The organism is Rhizobium sp. K102, from assembly GCF_022385315.1.
Classification (GTDB): domain Bacteria; phylum Pseudomonadota; class Alphaproteobacteria; order Rhizobiales; family Rhizobiaceae; genus Rhizobium; species Rhizobium croatiense.
This window is the reverse complement of record NZ_CP092436.1, coordinates 1,988,417-2,011,279: the sequence shown is the minus strand read 5'-3', so window position 1 is coordinate 2,011,279 and position 22,863 is coordinate 1,988,417. Positions and strand designations below refer to the sequence as shown.

Sequence of the window (22,863 nt, the reverse complement as noted above, 5' to 3'; positions counted from 1 at the left end):
TAAGTCGAATTTTATATGTATTCGATAGGGTCTCACTCAAGGCGGGAAGAAAACGACACCGCCAAACAAACAGTGAGGCAGTCAATATGAACACGAAAATCAAGCCGCAGTCGGTATCGAACTTCCGTGACCAGCAGGATCAGGGCATCCGTGATCTTTACATGGAATCCCTTCACCTTGTTGAACGTCTTCACCGCCGTCTTCTCGACGTCATCAAGGACGAGTTCGACCGGCAGGGCCGCAGCGACGTCAACGCCATTCAGGCGCTGCTCCTTTTCAACATCGGCAATTCCGAGCTGACCGCCGGCGAGCTGCGCTCTCGCGGCTACTATCTCGGCTCCAACGTCTCCTACAACGTCAAGAAGCTGGTCGATCTCGGCTTCATCAACCACCAGCGCTCGCGCATCGACCGCCGCTCAGTCCGCATCAGCCTGACCGAAACCGGCCAGGACATCGCCGAGACGGTCGCCAAGCTCTACGAACGCCACATCGCCTCGATCGACAAGGTTGGAGGCATCGGCACCGACGAGTTCACCCAGATGAACAAACTGCTCCAGCGCCTCGACCGCTTCTGGAACAACTCGATCATGTATCGTCTTTAAAATTCCTGACCTCCTTTCAGGGTTGCAGAAAACCGGACGTGTCCCTGCGCGTCCGGTTTTGCCGTTTGCCCGCGTGGCATCTTTGCAACGCAGGGCAGGCAAGCGTTATCGCCTGTATTCAAGCCGTTTTTTAGCCGTTATTAACCGGCACCGTTTAGCCGGTCATGGTTCGTTGCGTCGTGTCTACGGCAGCCGGCGGTCTATCTTCCGAGCCGGTAACACGAATTGGCCATATTGGTGTGGCAGCGGAAGGTTTAACAACCGGCGCTTGAACCGATCGGAAATGTTCAGGCTGCCGCATCGCGTTTCTGTGATGCGATCAGCGGAATTTTTTGATGCGCCGGGACAACGAATGCACAGAGATCTGCGTTACGGCGCAGTGATATCGCAAAGAGCCGCGGCTTTCCTTTATCGCGGCATTCAGTGGTTGGGACTATGTCGAAGAAAAACGGAATTGAAGCTCTCTCGCGCCGCGCTTTCCTGGCGTCGGCGGCAACGGTTGGCGCCGGCGCGCTTGCTGCCGGGCCTGCATTTGCGCAATCGGCGCTCGATGGGCTCCTGAACGCGCCGCGGCGCGGCAACTGGGACGACCAGTTTGACGCCAAGGCGGCTTCGCGTACGGCGACTGCCGTCGTTTCCAACACACCGATCCTCGGGCCGCAATCGGTCGCCAGCGCTCAGCAGGCAATCATGCAGTATCAGCAGATCGCAGCTGCCGGCGGCTGGCCTGAGGTCAACCCCGGTGAACAGCGTCTGCAACTCGGCGTCAGCTCTCCCGCCGTCCAGGCGCTGCGCCAGCGTCTGGCGATCACCGGCGACCTGCCGCGCGAAGCCGGCATGTCGAGCGCCTTCGATTCCTATGTCGACGGCGCTGTCAAGCGCTTCCAGGCGCGTCACGGTCTGCCGGCCGATGGCGTCCTCGGCGAATTCACCCTGAAGGCGATGAACATCCCCGCCGATGTCCGTCTGCAGCAGCTGAACACCAACCTCATCCGTCTGCAGACCTTCCCCGGAGACCTGGGACGCCGTCACCTCATGGTCAATATTCCGGCCGCCTATGTCGAGGCTGTCGAAGACGGCAGTGTCGCGACGCGTCATACCGCGGTTGTCGGCCGCTTGAGCCGCCCGACGCATCTCGTCAATTCGAAGATCTACGAGGTCATTCTCAATCCTTACTGGACGGCGCCGCGCTCGATCGTCGAGAAGGACATCATGCCGCTGATGCGCAAGGATCCGACCTATCTCGAAAAGAACGCCATCCGTCTGCTCGACGGCAAGGGCAACGAAGTCGCCCCCGAGACCGTCGACTGGAACGGCGAGGCACCGAACCTGATGTTCCGTCAGGACCCCGGCAAGACCAACGCCATGGCGTCGACGAAGATCAACTTCTACAACAAGAACGGCGAGTACATGCACGACACGCCGCAGCAGGGCCTGTTCAACAAGCTGATGCGCTTCGAATCCTCGGGCTGCGTCCGCGTCCAGAACGTGCGCGACCTGACGAACTGGCTGTTGCGCGAGACCCCCGGCTGGAGCCGCCAGCAGATGGAGCAGGTGATCGCAAGCGGCGTCAACACGCCGATCAAGCTCGCGGCGGAAGTTCCGGTCTATTTCGTCTACATCTCTGCCTGGGGCATGCCCGACGGCATCGTCCAGTTCCGCGACGACATCTATCAGATGGACGGCAATGCCGAATTGGCGCTCGATACCACGGCTGGCATGGAACAGCCGGTGCAATAAGCGGCGGCCTCTGCATCGCACCCTCGAACCGCGCCTCCCGGCGCGGTTTTTTTATTCCGGCGAGGGCACTTTATCGCGGAGCTGCGATTCATCGGCGCCGCGCTGTCGCAAAATGACTGGAGCGCGCGCTTTGCTCAGCAAATGTCGTTCTTCGTATTGCCCTTGCCACAGGGGAAGGATAATACCTTCGCGCATTCCAGTTGAGGAGCCCGCCCATGACCAATGCTTCCACCGAATCCTTCTTCAATCGCTCGCTTGCGGACGTCGATCCCGAGATTTTCGGCGCGATCGGAAAGGAACTCGGTCGCCAACGGCACGAGATCGAACTGATCGCTTCCGAGAACATCGTCTCCCGCGCCGTGCTGGAAGCTCAGGGCTCCATCATGACCAACAAATATGCCGAGGGTTATCCGGGCAAGCGGTATTACGGCGGCTGCCAGTTCGTTGATATCGCCGAGGAACTGGCGATCGAGCGCGCCAAGAAGCTGTTCGGCGTCAATTTCGCCAACGTCCAGCCGAATTCCGGCTCGCAGATGAACCAGGCCGTGTTCCTGGCGCTGCTGCAGCCCGGCGACACCTTCATGGGCCTCGATCTCAATTCGGGCGGTCACCTGACGCATGGTTCGCCGGTCAACATGTCCGGCAAGTGGTTCAACGTCGTCTCCTACGGTGTGCGCGAAGGCGACAACCTGCTCGACATGGATGACGTCGCCCGCAAGGCCGAACAGCACCGGCCGAAGCTCATCATCGCCGGCGGCACCGCCTATTCCCGCATCTGGGACTGGAAGCGCTTCCGCGAGATCGCCGACTCGGTCGGCGCCTATCTGATGGTCGATATGGCCCACATCGCCGGTCTCGTCGCCGGCGGCCAGCATCCGTCCCCGTTCCCGCATTGCCATGTCGCGACGACGACGACGCACAAGTCGCTTCGCGGCCCGCGCGGCGGCGTGATCCTCACCAATGAAGAGGATCTGGCCAAGAAGTTCAATTCGGCCGTCTTCCCCGGTCTGCAGGGTGGCCCGCTGATGCACATCATCGCCGCCAAGGCGGTCGCCTTCGGCGAGGCGCTGCAGCCGGAGTTCAAGGAATACGCCGCTCAGGTCGTCAAGAACGCCCGGGCGCTTGCCGAAACGCTGATGTCGGGCGGTCTCGACGTCGTCTCCGGCGGCACTGACAACCATCTGATGCTCGTCGACCTGCGCAAGAAGAACGCCACCGGCAAGCGCGCCGAGGCAGCGCTCGGCCGCGCCTATGTCACTTGCAACAAGAACGGCATTCCCTTCGACCCGGAAAAGCCCTTCGTCACCTCGGGCGTGCGCCTCGGCGCGCCGGCCGGCACGACGCGCGGCTTCAAGGAAGCTGAATTCCGCGAAATCGGCAATCTGATCGTCGAGGTTCTCGACGGCCTGAAGGTCGCCAATTCCGACGAAGGCAATGCCGCGGTCGAAGCCGCCGTGCGCGGCAAGGTGGTCAACCTTACAGACCGCTTCCCAATGTATGACTACATGGGGTAAGGAGTAGCGATGCGCTGCCCCTATTGCGGTTCGGAAGATACTCAGGTCAAGGATTCGCGCCCGGCGGAGGACAATACGTCCATCCGCCGGCGGCGTATCTGTCCGGATTGCGGCGGCCGCTTCACGACCTTCGAGCGTGTGCAGTTGCGCGAGTTGATGGTCATCAAGAAGACCGGCCGCAAGGTGCCTTTCGACCGCGACAAGCTGGTGCGCTCCTTCGAAGTGGCGCTGCGCAAACGCCCCGTCGAGCGTGACCGCATCGAGCGCGCCGTCTCCGGCATCGTTCGCCGGCTGGAAAGCTCCGGCGAGACCGAAATCTCCTCCGAGCAGATCGGCCTGCAGGTGTTGGAAGCCATGAAGAGCCTCGACGATGTCGGCTTCGTGCGCTACGCCTCCGTCTATCGGGATTTTTCGCTTGCCGAGGATTTCGAGAAGGTCATTTCCGAAATCAACGCCAAGATCGCCCGCGACCCACTGGACAGGTGAGCCATGAACGTCACGCCGGATGACGAGAGTTTCATGGCGGCGGCGATCCGGCTGTCGCGCCGGCATCTCGGCCGCACCGCCACCAACCCCTCCGTCGGCTGCCTGATCGTCAAGGATGGCGTCATCGTCGGCCAAGCGGTCACCGCCCTTGGCGGCCGCCCGCATGCCGAGCCGCAGGCGCTCGCCGAAGCCGGCGAGGCTGCCCGCGGCGCCACCGCCTATGTGACCCTCGAACCCTGCTCGCATCACGGCAAGACGCCGCCCTGTGCCGAGGCGCTGATCGCCTATGGCGTCGCCCGCGTCGTCATCAGCGTCACCGATCCCGATCCGCGGGTCTCCGGCCGCGGCATTTCCATGCTGCGCGACGCAGGTATCGAGGTGGATGCCGGTGTTCTGGAAGCCGAAGGCCGGCGTTCGCTGGCCGGTTATCTCACCAGTCAGACGAAGAACCGGCCCTATGTGACTCTCAAGCTTGCCGTTTCCGCCGATGGCATGATCGGCCGCGCGGGGGAGGGGCAGGTGGCGATCACCGGCCCGGAGGCTCGCGCCGAGGTGCAGGCGCTGCGGGCCGAAACCGACGCGATCCTGGTCGGCATCGGCACGGCGATATCGGACGATCCGCTGCTGACGGTGCGCACACCCGGCCTGGAGGCGCAGTCGCCGATCCGTATCGTGCTCGATCCGTCTTTGGCGTTGCCGCTGACGAGCAAACTGGTGGGGACGGCGCGAGAGGTGCCGGTCATCGTGGTGGCGAGCGAGCAAGTATGGCCTTTGTCGGCGGATGCGGAGGGGTTACCCCCCTCTGTCCTGCCGGACATCTCCCCCACAACGGGGGAGGTCAGCAAGGAGCGGGATCCGAATTCCCTCGCTCCCGTTAGCAACAAATCGACTTCAGAGAATGTAGGGCAAGGCGCTAGCCCCCAGCCGATCTCCCCACCTGTGGGGGAGATGCCCAGCAGGGCAGAGGGGGGTACCGCACCCACCGACACCGCCGACCTGGACTCCCGCCGCGCCGCACTCGAGGCCGCCGGCGTCGAGATCGTCTATTGCAATCCCTATCACCCCGAAATTCTGCTGCCGGCGCTTGCGACACGCGGGATCTCTTCGCTTCTGGTCGAGGGCGGTGCCAAGACGGCGCGGCTTTTCCTGGAAGCCGGTCTCGTTGACCGCATCCAGCTTTACCAGGCGCCCGTCGTCATCGGCGCGGATGGTATTGAATCGCCGCTTGATGCAACCGACATACCATCCGGTTTCGCCCATATGGGCACGCGTATATTCGGCGCAGATCGCCTGGATGAATATGAAAGAGAGAGTTGATGTTCACCGGAATTGTCACTGATATCGGCAGGATCGAGTCCGTTTCATCGCTAAAGGAGGGCATCAAGCTCCGCGTTGCGACGAGTTACGATCCTGCCACCATCGATATGGGCGCCTCCATCTCCCATTCCGGCATCTGCCTCACCGTGACCGGCCTGCCGCAGGAAGGCAGCAACGGCCGCTGGTTTGAGGTCGAGGCCTGGGAGGAGGCGCTGCGGCTGACAACGATCGACACTTGGCGGGAAGGCAGCCGCATCAACCTCGAGCGGTCGCTGAAGATCGGCGACGAGCTCGGCGGCCACATCGTTTCCGGCCATGTCGACGGCAAGGCGGAAATCCTTTCGGTGACCTCGGAGGGCGACGCCACGCGTTACCGCCTGCGCGCACCCGAACATCTGGCGAAATTCGTCGCCCCCAAGGGGTCGATCGCGCTCGACGGCACCTCGCTGACCGTCAACGCGGTCGATGGCACGGATTTCGACGTCCTGCTCATCCGCCACACGCTCGAAGTGACGACGTGGGGCGAGCGCAAGGCCGGCGATTTCGTCAATTTCGAAGTCGACACCATGGCGCGCTACGCCGCCCGGCTGGCGGAATTTCCCAGCGCCTGAATCGAAACCGCCATCGATTTTCGAAGTTGCGCTACGATTGTCCGATTTGAGCCAATGGCTATCCCTCACCTAGCCCTCTCCCCATAAACGGGGCGAGGGGACGTGCCCTGCAAACTGGGCGAGGGACGGAGACGTTGCGGCATATCCCCTTCGCCCCGCAAGCGGGTCCGAAGGACGGGTCGAGACGCGTGGCTCGACCTCGGTCGGTGTCGGCAGGCGGAGGGGGCTGTCCGCGTCGATTTTCGGTGTTATGCTCCGGGTGGAAAGGGACAGCGCGCCTGGCCGGCCGGAGAGTTCACCAAACCGGGGAGAGCTTCGTCAGATATTGGCCGTAGGCACTCTTGCCGTGCTTCTCGGCGAGTCTGGCGAGGTCTTCCTGCGAGATGTAACCCATGCGCCAGGCGACTTCCTCGGGGCAGGCGATCTTGAAGCCCTGGCGTTTCTCCAGCGTGCTGACGAAACCTGCGGCATCGTGCAGGCTATCAGGTGTGCCGGTGTCGAGCCAGGCGTAGCCCCGGCCCATCAGTTCCACGAAAAGCTGGCCGCGCTCGAGATAGGCGCGGTTGACGTCGGTGATTTCCAATTCGCCGCGCGGCGACGGCTTCAGGTTGGCGGCGATATCGACCACCTGCTGGTCGTAGAAATAGAGGCCGGTCACCGCCCAGTTCGATTTTGGCTCCTTCGGCTTCTCCTCGATCGACAGCGCATTCATCTTTTCGTCAAAGCCGACGACGCCATAGCGTTCCGGATCGGTGACGTGATAGGCGAAGACCGTCGCGCCTTCCCCACGACTCGTGCCGGATTTCATGATTTCCGGCAGTCCGTGTCCGTAGAAGATGTTGTCGCCGAGAACGAGAGCCGAGCTGTCGCCGTGCACGAAGTCGGCGCCGATGATGAAGGCCTGGGCGAGGCCGTCCGGGCTCGGCTGTACGGCATAGGTCAGCGAAATTCCCCATTGTGAGCCGTCGCCGAGAAGGCGCTTGAAGGCTTCGAGGTCGTGGGGCGTCGTGATGATCAGCAACTCCCTGATGCCGGCAAGCATGAGCGTCGTCAGCGGATAGTAGATCATCGGCTTGTCGTAGACCGGCATCAACTGTTTCGAGACGGCCTGCGTGATCGGATGCAGACGCGTGCCCGTGCCGCCTGCGAGAATAATTCCCTTCATGCTTTCTCCTTAAAGACCTTTGTTCAAAAGGTCTTGCATGACGATCGTCATGGACTGCTTCCACTCCGGGAGCCTGATTCCATAGGTTCTGGCGAGCTTGTCGCCGTTGAGACGCGAATTGGCGGGACGCTTTGCCGGTGTCGGATAGTCCGTCGTCGGGATGCGCTCGACGCCGACGTTTCTGCCGCCCGATTTAAGAAGCGCTGCGAATATCTCTTCGGCGAAATCAGCCCAGCTTGCTTCACCGCTGCCGGTGAGGTGAAAGGTGCCGCGGAGCGATGGCGCAGGGTCCGCGGCGATACGGGTCGCGATCGCAAGAATCGCGTCGGCGATGTCGAGTGCCGAGGTCGGGCATCCTGTCTGATCGGCGACGACGCGAAGATGATCGCGCGTCTCGGAAAGCCGCAGCATCGTTTTCAGGAAATTGCCGCCGAACGGCGAATAGACCCAGGCGGTGCGCAAGATGACGTGGTTCGGGTTCGCCGCCGCGACGGCCTTCTCGCCGGCGAGCTTCGAACGCCCATAGACGGAGATCGGCGCCGTCGCATCCTCTTCGCAATAGGCGGAGGCCTTGTCGCCGTTGAAGACATAGTCGGTCGAAATGTGGATGACCGGGACCCCGATCCGCGCGGCAGCCTCGGCAACCGCCCCGGCGCCTGTCGCGTTGACGGAAAAGGCAAGCTCGGCTTCGCTCTCGGCCTTGTCGACCGCCGTATAGGCGGCGGCCGAGACGATCACATCCGGCCGCAGAGCCGAGAAGGCGACTGCAATGCTTGCAGGATCCGAAAGGTCCATTTCCGGGCGGCCGACCGCGATGATTTCGACGCCCGTTTCGGCGCCGCGTCTGAGCAGCGACTGAACGACCTGGCCCTGTTTACCGGTGACGGCAATGCGCATCGCTTATCACCCCTTGAAAACGCCGAGGCGTTCGCCGGAATAGACGGTTTCGCGCAGCGGCCTCCACCACCATTCGTTATCCAAGTACCAGCGCACGGTCTTCTCGATGCCGGTTTCGAAGGTCTCTTGGGCCTTCCAGCCGAGTTCGCTTTCGAGTTTCGAGGCGTCGATCGCATAGCGCGCGTCGTGTCCGGGGCGGTCCGTGACGTTGGTGATCAGACGCGCATGCGGTGCCTTGTCATTGTAGACGCCGTCGAGAATCGCGCAGATGCGATGAACGACATCAATGTTCCTGCGCTCATTGCGGCCGCCCACATTGTATTTTTCGCCGGGGCGCCCTCTTGATGCGATTGTGTAGAGCGCGCGGGCATGGTCCTCGACATAAAGCCAGTCGCGAACATTTGCGCCGTTGCCATAAACCGGAAGAGGCTTACCCTCGAGTGCGTTCAAGATCATCAGCGGAATGAGCTTTTCCGGGAAATGGAACGGGCCGTAATTGTTGGAGCAATTGGAGACGACGACGGGCAGGCCGTAGGTGCGGTGCCAGGCGATCGCCAGATGATCGCTCGCGGCCTTGGAGGCGGAGTAGGGCGAGGACGGATCGTAGGGCGTCGTTTCCTCGAAGAGACCCTCGTCGCCGAGCGAGCCGTAAACCTCGTCCGTCGAGACATGCAGAAAGCGGAAGGCGTTCTTGCGGTGAGCGTCAAGCCCATCCCAATAGTGCCGCGCGGCATCCAGCAGGCTGTATGTGCCGACGATGTTGGTCTGAATGAAATCATCCGCGCCCGAGATCGAGCGGTCGACATGGCTCTCGGCCGCGAGATGCATGGCGACATCAGGGCGGAAGGACGCGAATGCTTCCTGCATCCTGGCGCGGTCGCGGATGTCGGCGCGCAGAAATTGGTAGTTCGGCGCCGCTTCGACGGATTTCAGCGATGCCAGATTGCCGGCATAGGTTAGCGCATCGACATTCAGCACTTCGGCGCCGATCTCGTTGACCAGATGGCGCACCAAAGCCGATCCGATGAAGCCCGCTCCGCCCGTGACCAGTATGCGCATCGTCGATCAATCCTGGGGTTGCTGTACTGAATAGGAAAAAAGGTTTGGCAGATCGGCGAGCCGCGGCAGCGTCTTGTCCTTGTCGGACGATACCATGTCACTCTCGCCGAAGGGCCAGCGAATGCCGATCGCCGGATCGTTCCACGCGATGCCCCGATCATGCTGCGGGCTGTAGGGTGCGGTTACCTTGTAGCTGATGACGCTGTTCGGCTCGATCGTTGCGAATCCGTGTGCGAAGCCGGGCGGTATCCAGAGCTGTTTGCCGGTGTCCGGCGAGAGCTCCTGAGAGAGCCATTTGCCGAAGCTCGGTGATCCCACGCGGATATCGACGACGACATCCATGATCCGGCCGGCAAGGCAGCGCACCAGCTTGCCCTGTGCGAAGGGCGGTATCTGGAAATGCAGCCCCCGGACGGTTCCGGCTTGCGCCGAAAGCGATTCATTGTCCTGGACGAACGTGACGTCGGCCACATTTTCCCGGAACCAGGCATCCTTGAATACTTCGGAGAAGTAGCCCCGGTGATCGCCGAAACGTGGCGGCGTGATTGCAACGATGCCCTCGATGGCGCCGGTCTCAATGTGCATGACTTACCTTTTCTGCGGCCTTCATCAGGCGCCCGCCTTCATAACGCTCATCAGCATCTCCGCTTGCGAGCGGCTCTGGATGGCCGCAAGGCCTTGCGCGGCAATGGCATCGCGCTCATCGGCATCTGCGATCAGCTTGTAGCAGCGCTCGATCATGTCGCCATAGGGCTCGATTGCCAAGCCGCCGATGAAGGGCTGGAGGTCCGGATCGCGGATGTCGCCTTCCGTCAGCACGCAAACGCGATTGGCGAGCAGATAGGAAATGCGCACGATCTCGAAGACGCCACTCGCATAATGATGGATGTTGATGACGATCTTGGAACGGGCAATCGCCGCATCGCGTTCGGCACCATAGACGTTGAAGAGATGCGCGACCTTGAGCCCGCCGTCCGTCAGCGTCTTCAGGATATGGTGGCGACGTTCGTTCATCGAGCCGTAGAAGAGCGCGTCGATATCCTTGACGGCGGCGTGCTGGATCTGGCTCAGGCATCGGCTGTAACCGATTTCGAGCACACCGGCGTGATCGATACCCTTGGCGGCAAGGTTTTCGCGGTTGCGCGGGCTGTAGTCGAGCACCGGCATCGCCCTCAGGATCGACACATAGCGCGAATTGATCCAGCTGCTTTCTTCAGACACTTGCTCGAGGTTGATGAGAACGCTGTCCTGCGGCAGGTGACCGACGATTTCGGCCGGAAGCAGGTTGCCGCCATAAATGATCGGCGCACGGCCCGCGAACTCGTTCATGTCCCTGATGATCGGTGCCGAACCGCCGAGTTCCTCGAAGGCGCCCTGCAGACCGAGCGCGACTTCGTCGAAGGCGTGGCTGTGATTGTAGTTTTCGGGCGTCACGATCCAGATGCAATGGCGATCCTTGTGGGCCTGCCATCCGCCGGCAAAGGGCTGCAATGCATTGCGAGGCGGCTGCTCGATCTTCGGCGCGGCCGGTATAGCGGGCCTTTCCGTTCGTGCCGGCTGCTGTGGGCCTGGAGAGGCGCCTGAAGCGTGCGGAGCATAGGCGCGCATCAATTCGCGGCCGCCGATGAATTGGCCGCGCGGCATCCAGCCGGGCGGATCATCAGCCCCCCAGATCAGATGCGGCTGCTTGATGAGTGGTTGGCGGCCTTCCTGCCACTTTGTCAGGAGAGCCTCATCACGGCTCCTGAGAAAGGCTTCCTTGGCGGCGAAGAGGCCATGCAGAATCCGGCCGAGGCGGACGCCGAACTTCCACTCGAAATCGGCAGGCGCCGGCACGAAGGCGGCGATCTTCAATCCTGTGGCTGCAGCCTGCTGGACATAGAGCCCGAGCAGGCGCTCGATCACGAAGGGGCGCATCGTCGCGTTAGCGTCGCGTGAATATTGCGCTGAACCGGCATAGGCAATGCCCGCCGGCGTGCCGCGGCGCGCTTCATTTTCCAGCGATTCCAGAATGCGTTCGCAGAAGGCGAAGTATCCAGACCAGAACTTTTTATTGCCGCAGAAATAGTTGCAGAACATAAAGGCGGTTTTGTCTTGCGGCGGCGCGATCGGGTAGCCAAGCTGCTGGATATGCAGGAAGATCGGCTCCATGCCGGGATGGCCGCCAAGCAGCGAATGCTCCCAGACGTTGCTGTAGATGGCGGCGTGGCCGATCAGCGGATTGTAGAGATAGGCATCCGCACCTTCCGCCCTGGCCTTTTCCGCCTCGGTGACGAAGGATGGGAAGTCTGTGACGGATTTTACCTCGAATTTGCTGGACAGCAGTCCCCAGAATACATCCTCGCCGAGGCCGATCGCCTCGTGATGCGCATGCAGGGTACGAAAGAGCTCGTATTCGCGGGTCGCAGCCTGCGTATTGAACGAGATGTCGAGCGGCACGGCAGCCGCGTCGAGTTGGCTGCGCTGCGAAGGATCGAGATAAGGCTGGTAGACGATGACTGATCCGGTGCGGGCGGCTTTTTCCGTCAGAAGCGCCAGATCAGGAAGGCCGGCAGGCAAAGAAGAAATGGACTGATTTATTGTCAAGGTATCGTCCTTCGCGAATGGCTTCCGTCTGCTTGGCAATCCGCAGAACGGCAATTCGAGCCTGTTTGGTGGCTACTATTGGAAGTGAAGCTTGCGCCACGCTGTTTGCAAAACATTCGCTGCTCAGCCTGGAGGGATTGCAGCAGCCCGACTTGTCCGTGGTCAGTTTTCTCCAGCTGGCTTGGTCGGCTCAGCCGCTTCTGCTGCCGGTATCGCGGTGGGTCGCGATGTTGTGTTCGGAGTTGGGCTGCCTCGGTTTATACGCCGCTTCGATAGACCCCATCATCCGAAACGGTCACGATATCGCCGAACAAGGACCCGGGTAGGCTATTGCCATAGAGTTCGGCTAAACGCTTGATGAGAAGGTAGCTTCCCAGACGCTCCTGGCAAAATGAGATCGCGCGCTTCTGCACGGGATCTTCGGCCTGAAATGGTTGATAGCGTTTGGCAAATTCAAAAGATGGCGCCACCAGGCGGACAAAAGTGTCTAGCCACCAGTCCGTCGGATACGTGCCGAGTTCGATGCCTCCAGGGACAAAGTTGCCGGAATTGAAAAAATTCATAGCTTCGGCTTGCGTTAAGGCATTTGTTTCGATTGCGGACGCCGTATATCTGAGGAAGTCAACAATATTGTGGAATCGCGCATAGTGTTGTGAGATGTTCTGGAGATTCAGAGGGCGAGGTAGAAAGAAACTTTCTAAAAAAAACGCCGGATTCTCCGGTCTTGTGATTTCTGTTTCTTCTGAGGTCGCTGTGTTCATCCCGGGATATTCGGGATTCGGTGTTCCGATTCTTTGTCGTGTTAAATATTTTCGATATTGCCAGATGGTAATGTTGCGAGGTTTTACTGGCTCTTCCGAAACCACTTTTGCGATCGCTATCGTCCCCAGCGATCCTGACAGTTTCGCGTGAAGTTCCTCCGGCTCGCTGAAAAAATCATAACCGGCGATAACATCCATCCCCCTGTTGTCCAAAGGCGGTTTGGAATTGAGCCATATGATTTTCGAGCCCTCCGGAGGAGGGTAGCTCGGCAAATCCTTATGGCAAACAATGAAAATGGTCATATCTGTAATCAGCCTCTTGTGGATGGGGAGTTTCTGCCGGCTGCAATTACCACGCTGCTCGCCCGTCATTGCCTCCTGTCAGCGTGAGGGGTGCGAAGGTATCTGCCTTGGGGATGTTTCTATAGCGCGTTCCTTGCGCGTAGCAGGTGCGAAGCCGGATCTATCCGGGAATGAAGTCGGGTGCCGCAAGCCGAAGCGCGTCGACATTCTTTTGCTTGAGCCTACTGTCGCCATCGGCGATATCGGCACGTGTCAACAAGACCGCAATAGCGGTCGGTCTCCTCCCATATCGACGGGCGCTGGGCAACCCGCTCGACGAAATTCCCTAACGCGAAAACTGAATGACTTCGCCATTATACTGCGCGCGCGCCGTCTCGCGGAAGCCGAGCTTGGCTGCGACCCTGAGCGACGCCACGTTCTCGGGGCTGATGATGCAGCTCATTGCCTTTCCCGGAAAACGCGCTGCCGCCCAGCCGATCAGGGCTGTCAGCGCCTCGGTGGCATAACCGCGGCCCTGGGCCGCCGGCATCAGCGCCCAGCCGACCTCCATCGTTCCTTCGATTGACGGCTTCATTTCGCGGCGGGCTTCGAGAAATCCGGCTTCGCCGATGAACCGGCCGCTTGCCTTTTCCTCGATCGCAAGAAAGCCGAAGCCCATATGATGCCACATGCCGGCAATGCGCAGCATGCGGCTCCAGCTTTGCTCGCGCGTTGAAGGCGCGCCGGTGATGAAGCGAACGACATCCTCGTCCGCCCACAACGCCGCATGCGCTTCGAAATCGTCGAAGTGGTGAGGGCGAAGCGTCAACCGCTGCGTTTCGAGCGTGGGGATGTCGGTCACATCAGGCCTCCGGGAGCTGCGCCGTCACGCGCCGGGCTCGCCGTCCCAATAGTCGAGGTCGCTTTCCGCGCGTCCCATATGCCGGAATCGCCCGGGCCTTGCGCCATCTCTGTTGGTCTTGGCGAGAAACTTTCCGGAATCGGGATATTCGACGATCTCGGTCTTCGCCATCGTCGAGATGCCGAGATAGACGAGGGTCGCCGTGCCGGTGTTGATGATCTGGTGCGCCGTTTCAGGCCCGCCGGCCGGCGCGCCGAGCACGTCGCCGGCTTTGATCGCATGGCGCTCGTCGCCGAAGCGGTATTCGCCGGTGCCCGCGATCACGTAGAAAAGCTCGTCTTCGACATGGTGATTGTGGAAGGGGCAGCTCGATTTGCCCGACGGCACTTCATTATAGCTGATGCCGAGACCGGCCAGACCAAGACGTGCGCCGAACGAGGCGTCAGCGCCTTCGTAGAACTCGCCCTGTTTCCAGTGATCGAGCGCGAGATCGGCGATATTGAGCACCGCTTTCGGTTCTGTCGCCATGATGTCCTCCTGTTGCAGGAAGAGAAGCTATCATCTTGGCGGAAAATTCAATGCCCGTCTGCGCTGATCCGGGAAATCCCCGGCATGGGCGGAGAGGAGACCGCCGCCCATGCCTCGGGCGCCGCGCTTCGGGCGGAACGCGCCGGGACGCTCTATCGTTGGCGATGCGCTGGAACCTCAGCGGACGTAGAACGTCAGGCTTCCGTCAGCCGCCTGTTCGGCATTGACGATGTTGCGGACGTCGACGCCTTCATGGTTGAGCCGACGGGCAAGCGACCGGTTGGCGTCGATCGAAGCCTGGATGCCCCGGATGGCCTGGCCGGAGCGTTCCGGCGCCGAGCGCGGGCCTGTCGTCTCGTCATCGAGATTGCGCCAATTATGGACCTGCTCGACGTTGAAGTCATTGCCCTGGAAGGTCCTGAGCGTCTGCTCGATGCCGTGGGCGGTGTTCATCCCAAGACTTTCGGCCCGGCTGGCGCCGGCAAATGCAAGCGAGGAGAGGGCGGCGGCGAGGGTGATTGTGACAACGCGGTTCATGATTGTATCCTTTCATCTGCTTTGACGGTCGGCTGTCTTTGCAGGGGATCGTCTCGTCACGACATGGAATTGGCGTTGCCCTCTTCGCGATTCAATGGACTAAGCCACTGAAAATCCATTAAAAATTCTTCATGAAAATTGCCTTCGAATTGCCGTTTTCCAGGCGTCCGGGGAAACTGGTTTGAAAGGCCTGCTCAGCTGTGCAGCTATCCCTTTGCCGATATTTCGTCTTTGGCGTTGCGGCATCGGGCGAAAGTGCTTGCCATTCTGATGAAGGCATGTTTTGACCGCGGCCTGCCGAGTGGAAAACGCCCCATAAACCGAAGGTGAACCATGCCGAGAGAGACCGCTCCCCATATTTTGATCGTTGAGGCCCGCTTCTACGACGACATGGCCGATGCCCTGCTCGAAGGCGCGACCTTCGCATTGCAAGAGGCCGGCGCCACCTTTGAGGTCGTCACCGTTCCCGGCGCGCTGGAAATTCCGGCAGCGATTGCCATGTCGCTCGATGGAGACGACAATGGCGGCACGCATTATGACGGCTATGTCGCCCTCGGCATGGTCATCCGCGGCGAGACCTATCACTTCGATATCGTGTCGAACGAATCCTCGCGCGCTTTGATGGATCTCGCGGTCAGCGAGTCCCTTGCCATCGGCAACGGCATCCTGACCGTGGAAAATGACGAACAGGCCTGGGCGCGCGCGCGCCGCTCGGACAAGGACAAGGGCGGATTTGCCGCTCGCGCAGCTCTGACGATGATCGAGCTGAAGCAGAAACTGGGTGCATGAAGAATGAGTGACGACAAGACGGAACGGCCGGTCAAGACTGCGAACCAGCGGGGCGCTGCCCGTCTTGCTGCCGTTCAGGCGCTTTATCAGATGGATGTCGGCGGCACGGGCGTTCTGGAAATCGTCGCTGAATACGAGGCGCATCGCCTCGGCCAGGAAATCGACGGCGCGACCTACCTGAAGGCCGATGCCGGCTGGTTCCGCTCCATCGTCTCCGGCGTGGTGCGTGATCAGGTCCGCCTCGATCCGCTGATCGCTGCAGCGCTGCAGGATGATTGGGCTCTGTCGCGGCTTGACAGCACCGTGCGCGCTATCCTGCGCGCCGGCGTCTTCGAACTCCTTGACCGCAAGGACGTTCCGGTGGCGGTCATCGTCACCGAATATGTCGAGATCGCACAGGCGTTTTTCGAGGACGACGAGCCGAAGCTCGTCAACGCCGTGCTCGACCGCATCGCCAAGCAGGTCCGCGGCGAGGCGAAGAAATAGGTTCTTAGCCGCCAAACAATCTCCCTTCGTCTTTCTTCTCAGCGTAACGGTTTTCGCCCGTTGCGGTCTTGACGCCACGTGATCGACCACGCAATCTCCGCACCGCTTAGCTGTGGCATTTCTGTGGAGAGGAAGGCGAGTCGGCGGCGTATCTGCCGGAGGAGGAGTGAACTCCGGCCTATGGGAGGAAAGAGCGAAATGACCATTCTTTTATGCGTAATTGCATGCGGTCTGCTCTCGGTGGTCTATGCCGCCTGGGCAACCCGGTCGGTGCTTGCCGCCGATCAGGGAAACAGCCGGATGCAGGAGATCGCGGGCTATATCCGCGAAGGCGCTCAGGCCTATCTGACGCGCCAGTATCGCACCATTGCCCTCGTCGGCGTCGTTGTCTTCATCGCAGCCTGGCTGCTTCTTTCCGCCACGGCCGCCATCGGCTTCCTGATCGGCGCCGTGCTGTCAGGTGCTGCCGGTTTCATCGGCATGCACGTCTCCGTCCGCGCCAACGTGCGCACCGCGCAGGCCGCGTCTGCCAGCCTCTCCGCCGGCCTCGACATCGCTTTCAAGTCGGGTGCGATCACCGGCATGCTGGTGGCGGGCCTCGCGCTGCTCGGCGTCTCCATCTACTACACTATTCTGACCGTCGGCCTCGGCCATGAGAGCGGCTCGCGCGACGTCATCGATTCGCTGGTGGCGCTCGGCTTCGGCGCTTCGCTGATCTCGATCTTCGCCCGTCTCGGCGGCGGCATCTTCACCAAGGGCGCCGATGTCGGCGGCGACCTCGTCGGCAAGGTCGAAGCCGGCATTCCCGAGGACGATCCGCGCAACCCGGCGACGATTGCCGATAACGTCGGCGACAATGTTGGCGACTGCGCCGGCATGGCCGCCGACCTCTTCGAGACCTATGCGGTCTCCGTCGTCGCCACCATGGTTCTCGCTGCGATCTTCTTTGCAGGCGCGCCGATCCTCCAGTCGGCGATGATCTATCCGCTGGCGATCTGCGCCGTCTGCATCATCACATCGATTGTCGGCACTTTCTTCGTTAAGCTCGGTGCGAACGGCTCGATCATGGGCGCTCTCTACAAGGGCCTCATCGTCACCGGCCTGCTGTCGATCGTCGGACTTGGTGCTGCCACCTCGCTCACCATCGGCTGGGGATCGATCGGCTCCGTCGGAGGCACCGATATATCAGGCGCGAACCTCTTCTTCTGTGGCATCATCGGTCTTGTCGTCACCGCGCTGATCGTGGTTATCACTGAATATTATACTGGCACCGGCAAGCGTCCGGTCGTCTCGATCGCCCAGGCCTCGGTCACCGGTCACGGCACCAATGTCATCCAGGGCCTGGCCGTCTCACTGGAATCGACGGCACTGCCAGCAATCGTCATCGTTGGCGGCATTCTCGCCACCTACCAGCTCGGTGGACTGTTCGGCACCGGCATTGCGGTCACGGCGATGCTCGGCATCGCGGGAATGATCGTCGCACTCGATGCGTTCGGACCGGTGACGGACAATGCCGGCGGTATCGCCGAAATGGCGCATCTGCCGCCGGAGGTGCGTAAGTCCACCGATGCGCTCGATGCCGTCGGCAATACCACCAAGGCCGTCACCAAGGGTTATGCCATCGGCTCCGCCGGTCTCGGCGCCCTGGTTCTCTTCGCGGCCTATTCCTACGACCTCAAATATTTTGCGGCGAATGGCGACAAATTCCCTTATTTCGCCGGCATCGGCGAAATTTCCTTTGATCTTTCCAACCCTTACGTGGTGGCGGGATTGATCTTCGGAGGTCTCATTCCCTATCTCTTCGGCGGCATCGCCATGACAGCCGTCGGCCGCGCCGCCGGCTCGATCGTCGAGGAGGTGCGCCGCCAGTTCAAGATGAAGCCGGGCATCATGCAGGGCACGGAAAAGCCGGATTACGGCAAGGCCGTCGACCTTCTGACCAAGGCGGCTATCCGTGAGATGATCGTGCCGTCGCTGTTGCCGGTGCTGGCGCCCATCGTCGTCTATTTCGGCGTGCTTCTGATCTCCGGCTCCAAGGCCTCCGCCTTTGCCGCCCTCGGCGCATCGCTGCTCGGCGTCATTATCAACGGCCTCTTCGTCGCCATCTCGATGACATCAGGCGGCGGCGCCTGGGACAATGCCAAGAAGAGTTTCGAGGACGGCTTCGTCGACAAGGACGGCGTACGTCACATGAAGGGTTCGGATGCGCACAAGGCCTCCGTTACCGGCGATACCGTCGGCGATCCCTACAAGGACACCGCCGGCCCCGCCGTCAACCCGGCGATCAAGATCACCAATATCGTGGCGCTGCTGCTGCTCGCCGTTCTCGCCGGTTGATGGCTGCAACAGCGGCTGGCAGCCCTTCACCCTAACCCTCTCCCCGCAAAAACGGGGAGAGGGGACGTGCCATGCGAGACGTTGGTAAGGGACGGAAAGAGTGCAACTATCGCCCTTCGCCCCGGAAGCGGAGGGCGGGTCGATACCCGTGGCTCGGTCCCGCTCGGTACCGGCAGGCGGATGAGGGGCCGTGTCTGCAATCTCCTGGGCCGAGATGCCAGGTAAAAGATGTCAACAAAAAAACCCGCCGGAGCGATCCGGCGGGTTTTGTCGTTGAAGCTTGTCCGATCAGCGCAGGCTGCTCGGATTCTGCGGTGTGCCGCCAGCGCCGCCGCCGAACAGGCTGCGGGCTGCGCTCGCGGCGCTGCCGCCGGAAAGCATCTGCTGCAGGAAAGTGAGTTCCTTGCCGCCGGTCGGCGTGACGCGCCCGATCGTGTCGAACACCTTGCCGTCCTGCAGCGTATAATTGGCGCGACGGCTGACGACACCGTCCTTGTCGAAATAGATCGCCAGAACGCTCTGATCGACGACCTTCAGCTTCTGGAAGGCGACCGAACGCGTGCGCCGCTGCGAGATGTAATAGAAGACTTCGCCGTCGAAGGTCGCCGTAGTCGACGGGGTGCCGAGCGAAAGCAGCGCCTGCTCGCGGCTCGAGCCTTCTGGAACGAGGTTCAGCGACTGTTGGTCGGCGACATAGCCGCCATTGAGCACGGTGCCGGTCTGGCAGCCCGAAAGAGCAGTGGTTGAGGCGATTATGAAGGCAATGGCCGCGCTGCTGAAGAACTTCATGTCAGACTTGAAATACCGTTTCTTCAACGACATCTACTCCCTTGAGTGTCGATAGCAGCCGTTTGGGCCTTGCACGCTTCCTCCTGCAAAACCATTGTGGCCATTCCGGGTCGAATGTCCCGAATTTGTTTCCCAACGCCTCGAAGGCGTCGTCCCGAAACTGGCTACGATCGGCATTGCAATTCGCGCCTGCTTCGGTAAACCAGCTTTCGAAATCATGCAACAAGGCCAGACGCCAGCCTGCGTGAAGATTGAGGCATTTCCGGAAAAAACAATGATCTTCGGTCTCTTCCGCAAGAAAAACAACAATCAGGCGATCGTCGACAGGCAATATGCGGCGCTGACGGCCGCCGCGCGCATGCCGGAACTTTATGAGCGGCTCAATGTGCCGGACACGGTCATGGGCCGTTTCGAAATGCTGTCGATCGTGATGATTCTGTATTTTCGCCGCACGCGTGCCTCTGCTGTCAGCGGCCAGGAGATCGCCCAGGAGATCGTCGACGCCTTTTTCCAGGACATCGACTATTCGATCCGCGAACTCGGCATTGGTGACAACAGCGTGCCGAAACGCATGAAGAAGCTCGCCGGCATGTTCTACGGCCGGCTCGAAGCCTATTCGAAGGCGATGGATGCGGGCGATCGCGAAGCGCTTGCGCTCGCCCTCCAGCGCAATATTTACCCCGAAAGCCCGGCGCCGGCCGATATGTCCGGCCTTGCCGGCTGGATGGTGGCGGCAGAAGCCCATCTGTCCGCCGTTCCGGAAGAGATGATTGCCGGCGGCTCGGCAACGCTGCCGCCGGTCGCCTGAAGGAGGAAATAATGAAGAACGATCGGGACGATGTTCCCTTCTCCTATCACGTCAAGGTCGGCCATATCTCCGCCAACCCCGTCGAGGTCCATATCGAGGCCGACGCCAGCGAATTGAAGGCGCTCGCCGAGGCCTGGAACGTCGTCTCCGTCGAGGCTCTGAGCGCCGATCTGCAGATTGGCCGCTGGAAGCGCGACGGCGTGCGCGTCAAGGGCCGCGTGCAGGCGAAGATCGTCCAGTCCTGCGTCGTGACGCTCGAACCGGTCGAAGCCACCATCGACGAAAACTTCGAGCAGATTTTCGTGCCTGAAGGTTCCAAGCTTGCCCGCCAGCCCGGCAATGACGCCGGTGAAATACTGCTCGATCCAGACGGTCCTGATCTGCCCGAGACCTTTGTCGGCGATACGATCGATGCCGGCGAGGTGGTCGCGGAATTCGCCGCTCTTGCGATCGACCCCTATCCGCGCAAAGAGGGCGTCGAGTTCGAAGGTCATATCGAAGATAGCGGCGAGAACGATAAAAAGCCCTCCGCTTTCGCGGTTCTCAAGGACTGGAAAAAGGACTGAAGCCTCGCTGGCATTTGACACAATTCAGTTGTATGCGACGCCAAAACCAGTATTTTGGCCGAAATTTCGCCCCTCGGCGGAAAGAAGGATCAGGGACGCGTGATCAGAATATCTCTCGACCTCATGGGTGGCGACTTTGGTCCCCAGGTTGTCATCCCCGGCGCTGCCAAGGCGCTGGATCGGCATCCGGATATTTCTTTCGTTTTTTACGGGCTTAAGGAACAGTGCGATCCTGTTCTCGCCAAATTTCCGAAACTTAAGGAAAAATCGGTCTTTCACGATTGCGAGCTTGCGGTCAGCATGGAAGAGAAGCCGAGCCAGGCGCTGCGCCGTGGCCGCTATGTCTCCACCATGTGGCGTTCGATCGAAGCGGTGAAAACGGGCGATGCCGATGTCGCGGTCTCGGCCGGCAATACCGGGGCGCTGATGGCGATGGCGAAGTTCTGTCTTCGCACCATGGCCAATATCGAGCGCCCGGCGATCGCGGCGATCTGGCCGACGCTGAAGGGTGAGAGCATCGTGCTCGATGTCGGCGCGACGATCGGCGCCGATGCGCAGCAGCTGATGGATTTCGCCCTGATGGGCGGCGCCATGGCGCGCGCGCTTTTCGAGATCGAACGCCCGACGATCGGCCTTCTGAACGTCGGCGTCGAAGAGGTGAAAGGCCAGGAAGAGGTCAAGGAGGCCGGTAGGCTGTTGCGCGAGGCGAATATCGATTCGCTCGAATATTCCGGCTTCGTCGAGGGCAACGATCTCGGCAAGGGCACCGTCGACGTCGTCGTCACCGAAGGCTTCTCCGGCAATATTGCGCTCAAGACCGCCGAAGGCACGGCCAAGCAGATCGCCGAATATCTGCGTGCGGCCATGTCGCGCACGCTGCTCGCCCGCATCGGCTACCTCTTCGCCAAAGGCGCCTTCGACATGCTTCGCGAGAAACTCGATCCGAGCAAGGTCAACGGCGGCGTGTTTCTCGGCCTGAACGGCATCGTCATCAAGAGCCATGGCGGCGCCAATGCCGAAGGCATCGCCGCCGCGATCGAGGTCGGCTACGACATGGCCAAGAACGGCCTCAATCAGAAAATAGAAAACGATCTTAAGAAATATCATGCCAAGCGCCTGCCCCCGATGGGCCCGGAAGCGGCATGAGCGATGGGGTTCAATCGAATATGATCCGTTCAGTGGTTCGCGGATTCGGAGCCGCACTTCCGAAGCGCGTGATGACCAATCAAGATATGGAAGCCATCGTCGATACGTCGGACGAATGGATCGTCCAGCGCACCGGCATCCGCCAGCGTTACGTGGCCGGCGACGACGAGACGACGGCCTCGCTCGGCGAGGCGGCCGCGCGTGCGGCGCTCGAAAATGGCGGCCTGACGCCCGCCGACATCGATCTCATCATCTGCGCCACCTCGACGCCCGACAACACGTTTCCCGCGACCTCGGTCAACATCCAGAACCGTCTCGGCATGCGCCACGGCTTCGCCTTTGACGTTCAGGCCGTCTGCACCGGTTTCGTCTATGCGGTGACGACTGCGGACGCCTATATCCGCGGCGGCCTTGCAAAACGCGTGCTGGTGATCGGCGCCGAGACTTTTTCGCGCATTCTCGACTGGAATGACCGCACGACCTGCGTGCTCTTCGGCGACGGCGCCGGCGCAATCGTGCTGGAGGCGGCCGAAGGCGAGGGGACGTCTGCTGACCGCGGCGTGTTGACCGCGCATCTGCGTTCGGACGGTTCGCACAAGGACAAACTTTATGTCGACGGCGGACCGTCGACGACGGGCAGCGTCGGCAAGCTGCGCATGGAAGGCCGCGAGGTTTTCAAATACGCCGTCGGCATGATCACCGATGTCATCCAGGCTGCATTCGATTCGACCGGCACCACCGCCGAAGATCTTGACTGGCTGGTGCCGCACCAGGCCAATCGACGCATCATCGACGGTTCGGCGAAGAAGCTGAACATCGATGCGGAAAAGGTCGTCGTCACGGTCGATCTGCACGGCAATACCTCGGCCGCCTCGATCCCGCTCGCGCTTGCGACCGCTGCCGGCGACGGCCGCATCAAGAAGGGTGACCTGGTGATGCTCGAAGCGATGGGCGGCGGCTTTACCTGGGGCGCCGTTCTGTTGCGCTGGTAAGTG

Annotated in this window: 22 protein-coding genes and 1 pseudogene; 13 read left to right on the top strand and 10 right to left on the bottom strand. The window is 61.1% G+C overall.

The window, feature by feature from the left end; genetic code table 11:
• The first annotated feature begins 86 nt into the window (after positions 1–86).
• From MHI61_RS15895 to MHI61_RS15870, 6 genes are all read left to right on the top strand, one after another.
• Positions 87–602: a MarR family winged helix-turn-helix transcriptional regulator gene (locus MHI61_RS15895; RefSeq protein ID WP_239792656.1), complete on the top strand. Its 516-nt coding sequence runs from the start codon at positions 87–89 to the stop codon at positions 600–602.
• 435 nt (positions 603–1,037) lie between these two features.
• A complete protein-coding gene (locus MHI61_RS15890; protein ID WP_239792655.1) occupies positions 1,038–2,342 on the top strand; it encodes a L,D-transpeptidase family protein in 1,305 nt (434 codons plus the stop codon).
• A 215-nt stretch (positions 2,343–2,557) separates the two neighbouring features.
• Entirely contained in the window at positions 2,558–3,856 is a 1,299-nt protein-coding gene (gene glyA / locus MHI61_RS15885; RefSeq protein ID WP_097581701.1) for a serine hydroxymethyltransferase, read from the top strand.
• 9 nt (positions 3,857–3,865) lie between these two features.
• Positions 3,866–4,342: a transcriptional regulator NrdR gene (nrdR, locus tag MHI61_RS15880; protein WP_003547190.1), complete on the top strand. Its 477-nt coding sequence runs from the start codon at positions 3,866–3,868 to the stop codon at positions 4,340–4,342.
• A gap of 3 nt (positions 4,343–4,345) precedes the next feature.
• Complete coding sequence (gene ribD, locus MHI61_RS15875; RefSeq protein ID WP_239792654.1) at positions 4,346–5,659, top strand: bifunctional diaminohydroxyphosphoribosylaminopyrimidine deaminase/5-amino-6-(5-phosphoribosylamino)uracil reductase RibD; 1,314 nt, start codon at positions 4,346–4,348, stop codon at positions 5,657–5,659.
• Entirely contained in the window at positions 5,659–6,270 is a 612-nt protein-coding gene (locus tag MHI61_RS15870) for a riboflavin synthase (protein ID WP_239792653.1), read from the top strand. Before ribD ends, MHI61_RS15870 begins: the two co-directional genes overlap by 1 nt.
• A 295-nt stretch (positions 6,271–6,565) precedes the next feature.
• On the opposite strand, the gene rfbA is transcribed toward MHI61_RS15870, so the two are convergent.
• The 9 genes and pseudogenes from rfbA to MHI61_RS15825 form a co-directional block, all read right to left on the bottom strand.
• A complete protein-coding gene (gene rfbA / locus MHI61_RS15865; protein WP_239792652.1) occupies positions 6,566–7,435 on the bottom strand; it encodes a glucose-1-phosphate thymidylyltransferase RfbA in 870 nt (289 codons plus the stop codon).
• Between the two features lie 9 nt (positions 7,436–7,444).
• Positions 7,445–8,332: a dTDP-4-dehydrorhamnose reductase gene (rfbD, locus tag MHI61_RS15860; RefSeq protein ID WP_239792651.1), complete on the bottom strand. Its 888-nt coding sequence runs from the start codon at positions 8,330–8,332 to the stop codon at positions 7,445–7,447.
• 6 nt (positions 8,333–8,338) lie between these two features.
• Positions 8,339–9,391 (bottom strand): dTDP-glucose 4,6-dehydratase, encoded by a 1,053-nt coding sequence (rfbB, locus tag MHI61_RS15855; protein WP_239792650.1) that lies wholly within the window; start codon positions 9,389–9,391, stop codon positions 8,339–8,341.
• 6 nt (positions 9,392–9,397) lie between these two features.
• Positions 9,398–9,976: a dTDP-4-dehydrorhamnose 3,5-epimerase gene (rfbC, locus tag MHI61_RS15850; RefSeq protein WP_239792649.1), complete on the bottom strand. Its 579-nt coding sequence runs from the start codon at positions 9,974–9,976 to the stop codon at positions 9,398–9,400.
• Positions 9,966–11,977: pseudogene (locus tag MHI61_RS15845) on the bottom strand (glycosyltransferase family 1 protein). The gene rfbC and the pseudogene MHI61_RS15845 overlap by 11 nt, the downstream one beginning before the upstream one ends.
• Positions 11,978–12,234: 257 nt before the next feature.
• Positions 12,235–13,041 carry a hypothetical protein gene (locus MHI61_RS15840; protein WP_239792850.1) on the bottom strand — a complete coding sequence of 269 codons (807 nt, stop codon included), beginning with the start codon at positions 13,039–13,041 and terminating at the stop codon, positions 12,235–12,237.
• Between the two features lie 325 nt (positions 13,042–13,366).
• Positions 13,367–13,882, bottom strand: coding sequence for a GNAT family N-acetyltransferase (locus MHI61_RS15835; protein WP_239792648.1), 516 nt, complete (start codon positions 13,880–13,882; stop codon positions 13,367–13,369).
• 24 nt (positions 13,883–13,906) lie between these two features.
• The gene (locus MHI61_RS15830) at positions 13,907–14,410 is read right to left on the bottom strand and encodes a cupin domain-containing protein (RefSeq protein ID WP_239792647.1); all 504 of its coding nucleotides are present in this window, start codon (positions 14,408–14,410) and stop codon (positions 13,907–13,909) included.
• A gap of 177 nt (positions 14,411–14,587) precedes the next feature.
• Positions 14,588–14,947 (bottom strand): hypothetical protein, encoded by a 360-nt coding sequence (locus MHI61_RS15825; protein WP_097606434.1) that lies wholly within the window; start codon positions 14,945–14,947, stop codon positions 14,588–14,590.
• A gap of 333 nt (positions 14,948–15,280) precedes the next feature.
• Between MHI61_RS15825 and ribH the strand changes: the two genes are divergently transcribed.
• The 3 genes from ribH to MHI61_RS15810 all read left to right on the top strand — a co-directional run bounded on the left by ribH (position 15,281) and on the right by MHI61_RS15810 (position 18,559).
• Complete coding sequence (gene ribH / locus MHI61_RS15820; protein WP_004674116.1) at positions 15,281–15,736, top strand: 6,7-dimethyl-8-ribityllumazine synthase; 456 nt, start codon at positions 15,281–15,283, stop codon at positions 15,734–15,736.
• 3 nt (positions 15,737–15,739) lie between these two features.
• Positions 15,740–16,222 (top strand): transcription antitermination factor NusB, encoded by a 483-nt coding sequence (nusB, locus tag MHI61_RS15815; RefSeq protein WP_097664348.1) that lies wholly within the window; start codon positions 15,740–15,742, stop codon positions 16,220–16,222.
• Between the two features lie 198 nt (positions 16,223–16,420).
• On the top strand, positions 16,421–18,559 hold the full coding sequence (locus MHI61_RS15810) for a sodium-translocating pyrophosphatase (RefSeq protein WP_239792646.1): 2,139 nt from the start codon (positions 16,421–16,423) through the stop codon (positions 18,557–18,559).
• Positions 18,560–18,847: 288 nt separating this feature from the next.
• On the opposite strand, the gene MHI61_RS15805 is transcribed toward MHI61_RS15810, so the two are convergent.
• Positions 18,848–19,381 (bottom strand): outer membrane protein assembly factor BamE, encoded by a 534-nt coding sequence (locus MHI61_RS15805; RefSeq protein ID WP_064682165.1) that lies wholly within the window; start codon positions 19,379–19,381, stop codon positions 18,848–18,850.
• A 184-nt stretch (positions 19,382–19,565) separates the two neighbouring features.
• Here MHI61_RS15805 and MHI61_RS15800 point away from each other — a divergent pair, with 184 nt between their 5' ends.
• From MHI61_RS15800 to MHI61_RS15785, 4 genes are all read left to right on the top strand, one after another.
• The gene (locus tag MHI61_RS15800) at positions 19,566–20,156 is read left to right on the top strand and encodes a ubiquinol-cytochrome C chaperone family protein (protein ID WP_239792645.1); all 591 of its coding nucleotides are present in this window, start codon (positions 19,566–19,568) and stop codon (positions 20,154–20,156) included.
• Between the two features lie 11 nt (positions 20,157–20,167).
• Complete coding sequence (locus MHI61_RS15795; RefSeq protein ID WP_239792644.1) at positions 20,168–20,722, top strand: DUF177 domain-containing protein; 555 nt, start codon at positions 20,168–20,170, stop codon at positions 20,720–20,722.
• Between the two features lie 99 nt (positions 20,723–20,821).
• Positions 20,822–21,868, top strand: a complete 1,047-nt coding sequence (gene plsX, locus MHI61_RS15790; protein WP_097606522.1) for a phosphate acyltransferase PlsX — start codon at positions 20,822–20,824, stop codon at positions 21,866–21,868.
• Positions 21,869–21,888: 20 nt separating this feature from the next.
• Complete coding sequence (locus MHI61_RS15785; RefSeq protein WP_184316119.1) at positions 21,889–22,860, top strand: beta-ketoacyl-ACP synthase III; 972 nt, start codon at positions 21,889–21,891, stop codon at positions 22,858–22,860.
• Positions 22,861–22,863 lie beyond the last annotated feature (3 nt).

Coding starts and splice junctions, on each gene's coding strand:
- MHI61_RS15825 (WP_097606434.1), bottom strand. CDS start 14,947: ATGAACCGCGTTGTCACAATCACCCTCGCCGCCGCCCTCTCCTCGCTT.
- nrdR (WP_003547190.1), top strand. CDS start 3,866: ATGCGCTGCCCCTATTGCGGTTCGGAAGATACTCAGGTCAAGGATTCG.
- MHI61_RS15805 (WP_064682165.1), bottom strand. CDS start 19,381: ATGTCGTTGAAGAAACGGTATTTCAAGTCTGACATGAAGTTCTTCAGC.
- MHI61_RS15795 (WP_239792644.1), top strand. CDS start 20,168: ATGAAGAACGATCGGGACGATGTTCCCTTCTCCTATCACGTCAAGGTC.
- MHI61_RS15785 (WP_184316119.1), top strand. CDS start 21,889: ATGATCCGTTCAGTGGTTCGCGGATTCGGAGCCGCACTTCCGAAGCGC.
- MHI61_RS15810 (WP_239792646.1), top strand. CDS start 16,421: ATGACCATTCTTTTATGCGTAATTGCATGCGGTCTGCTCTCGGTGGTC.
- rfbB (WP_239792650.1), bottom strand. CDS start 9,391: ATGCGCATACTGGTCACGGGCGGAGCGGGCTTCATCGGATCGGCTTTG.
- glyA (WP_097581701.1), top strand. CDS start 2,558: ATGACCAATGCTTCCACCGAATCCTTCTTCAATCGCTCGCTTGCGGAC.
- ribD (WP_239792654.1), top strand. CDS start 4,346: ATGAACGTCACGCCGGATGACGAGAGTTTCATGGCGGCGGCGATCCGG.
- ribH (WP_004674116.1), top strand. CDS start 15,281: ATGCCGAGAGAGACCGCTCCCCATATTTTGATCGTTGAGGCCCGCTTC.
- MHI61_RS15870 (WP_239792653.1), top strand. CDS start 5,659: ATGTTCACCGGAATTGTCACTGATATCGGCAGGATCGAGTCCGTTTCA.
- rfbD (WP_239792651.1), bottom strand. CDS start 8,332: ATGCGCATTGCCGTCACCGGTAAACAGGGCCAGGTCGTTCAGTCGCTG.
- nusB (WP_097664348.1), top strand. CDS start 15,740: ATGAGTGACGACAAGACGGAACGGCCGGTCAAGACTGCGAACCAGCGG.
- rfbA (WP_239792652.1), bottom strand. CDS start 7,435: ATGAAGGGAATTATTCTCGCAGGCGGCACGGGCACGCGTCTGCATCCG.
- MHI61_RS15840 (WP_239792850.1), bottom strand. CDS start 13,041: ATGACCATTTTCATTGTTTGCCATAAGGATTTGCCGAGCTACCCTCCT.
- MHI61_RS15800 (WP_239792645.1), top strand. CDS start 19,566: ATGCAACAAGGCCAGACGCCAGCCTGCGTGAAGATTGAGGCATTTCCG.
- rfbC (WP_239792649.1), bottom strand. CDS start 9,976: ATGCACATTGAGACCGGCGCCATCGAGGGCATCGTTGCAATCACGCCG.
- MHI61_RS15890 (WP_239792655.1), top strand. CDS start 1,038: ATGTCGAAGAAAAACGGAATTGAAGCTCTCTCGCGCCGCGCTTTCCTG.
- MHI61_RS15830 (WP_239792647.1), bottom strand. CDS start 14,410: ATGGCGACAGAACCGAAAGCGGTGCTCAATATCGCCGATCTCGCGCTC.
- MHI61_RS15895 (WP_239792656.1), top strand. CDS start 87: ATGAACACGAAAATCAAGCCGCAGTCGGTATCGAACTTCCGTGACCAG.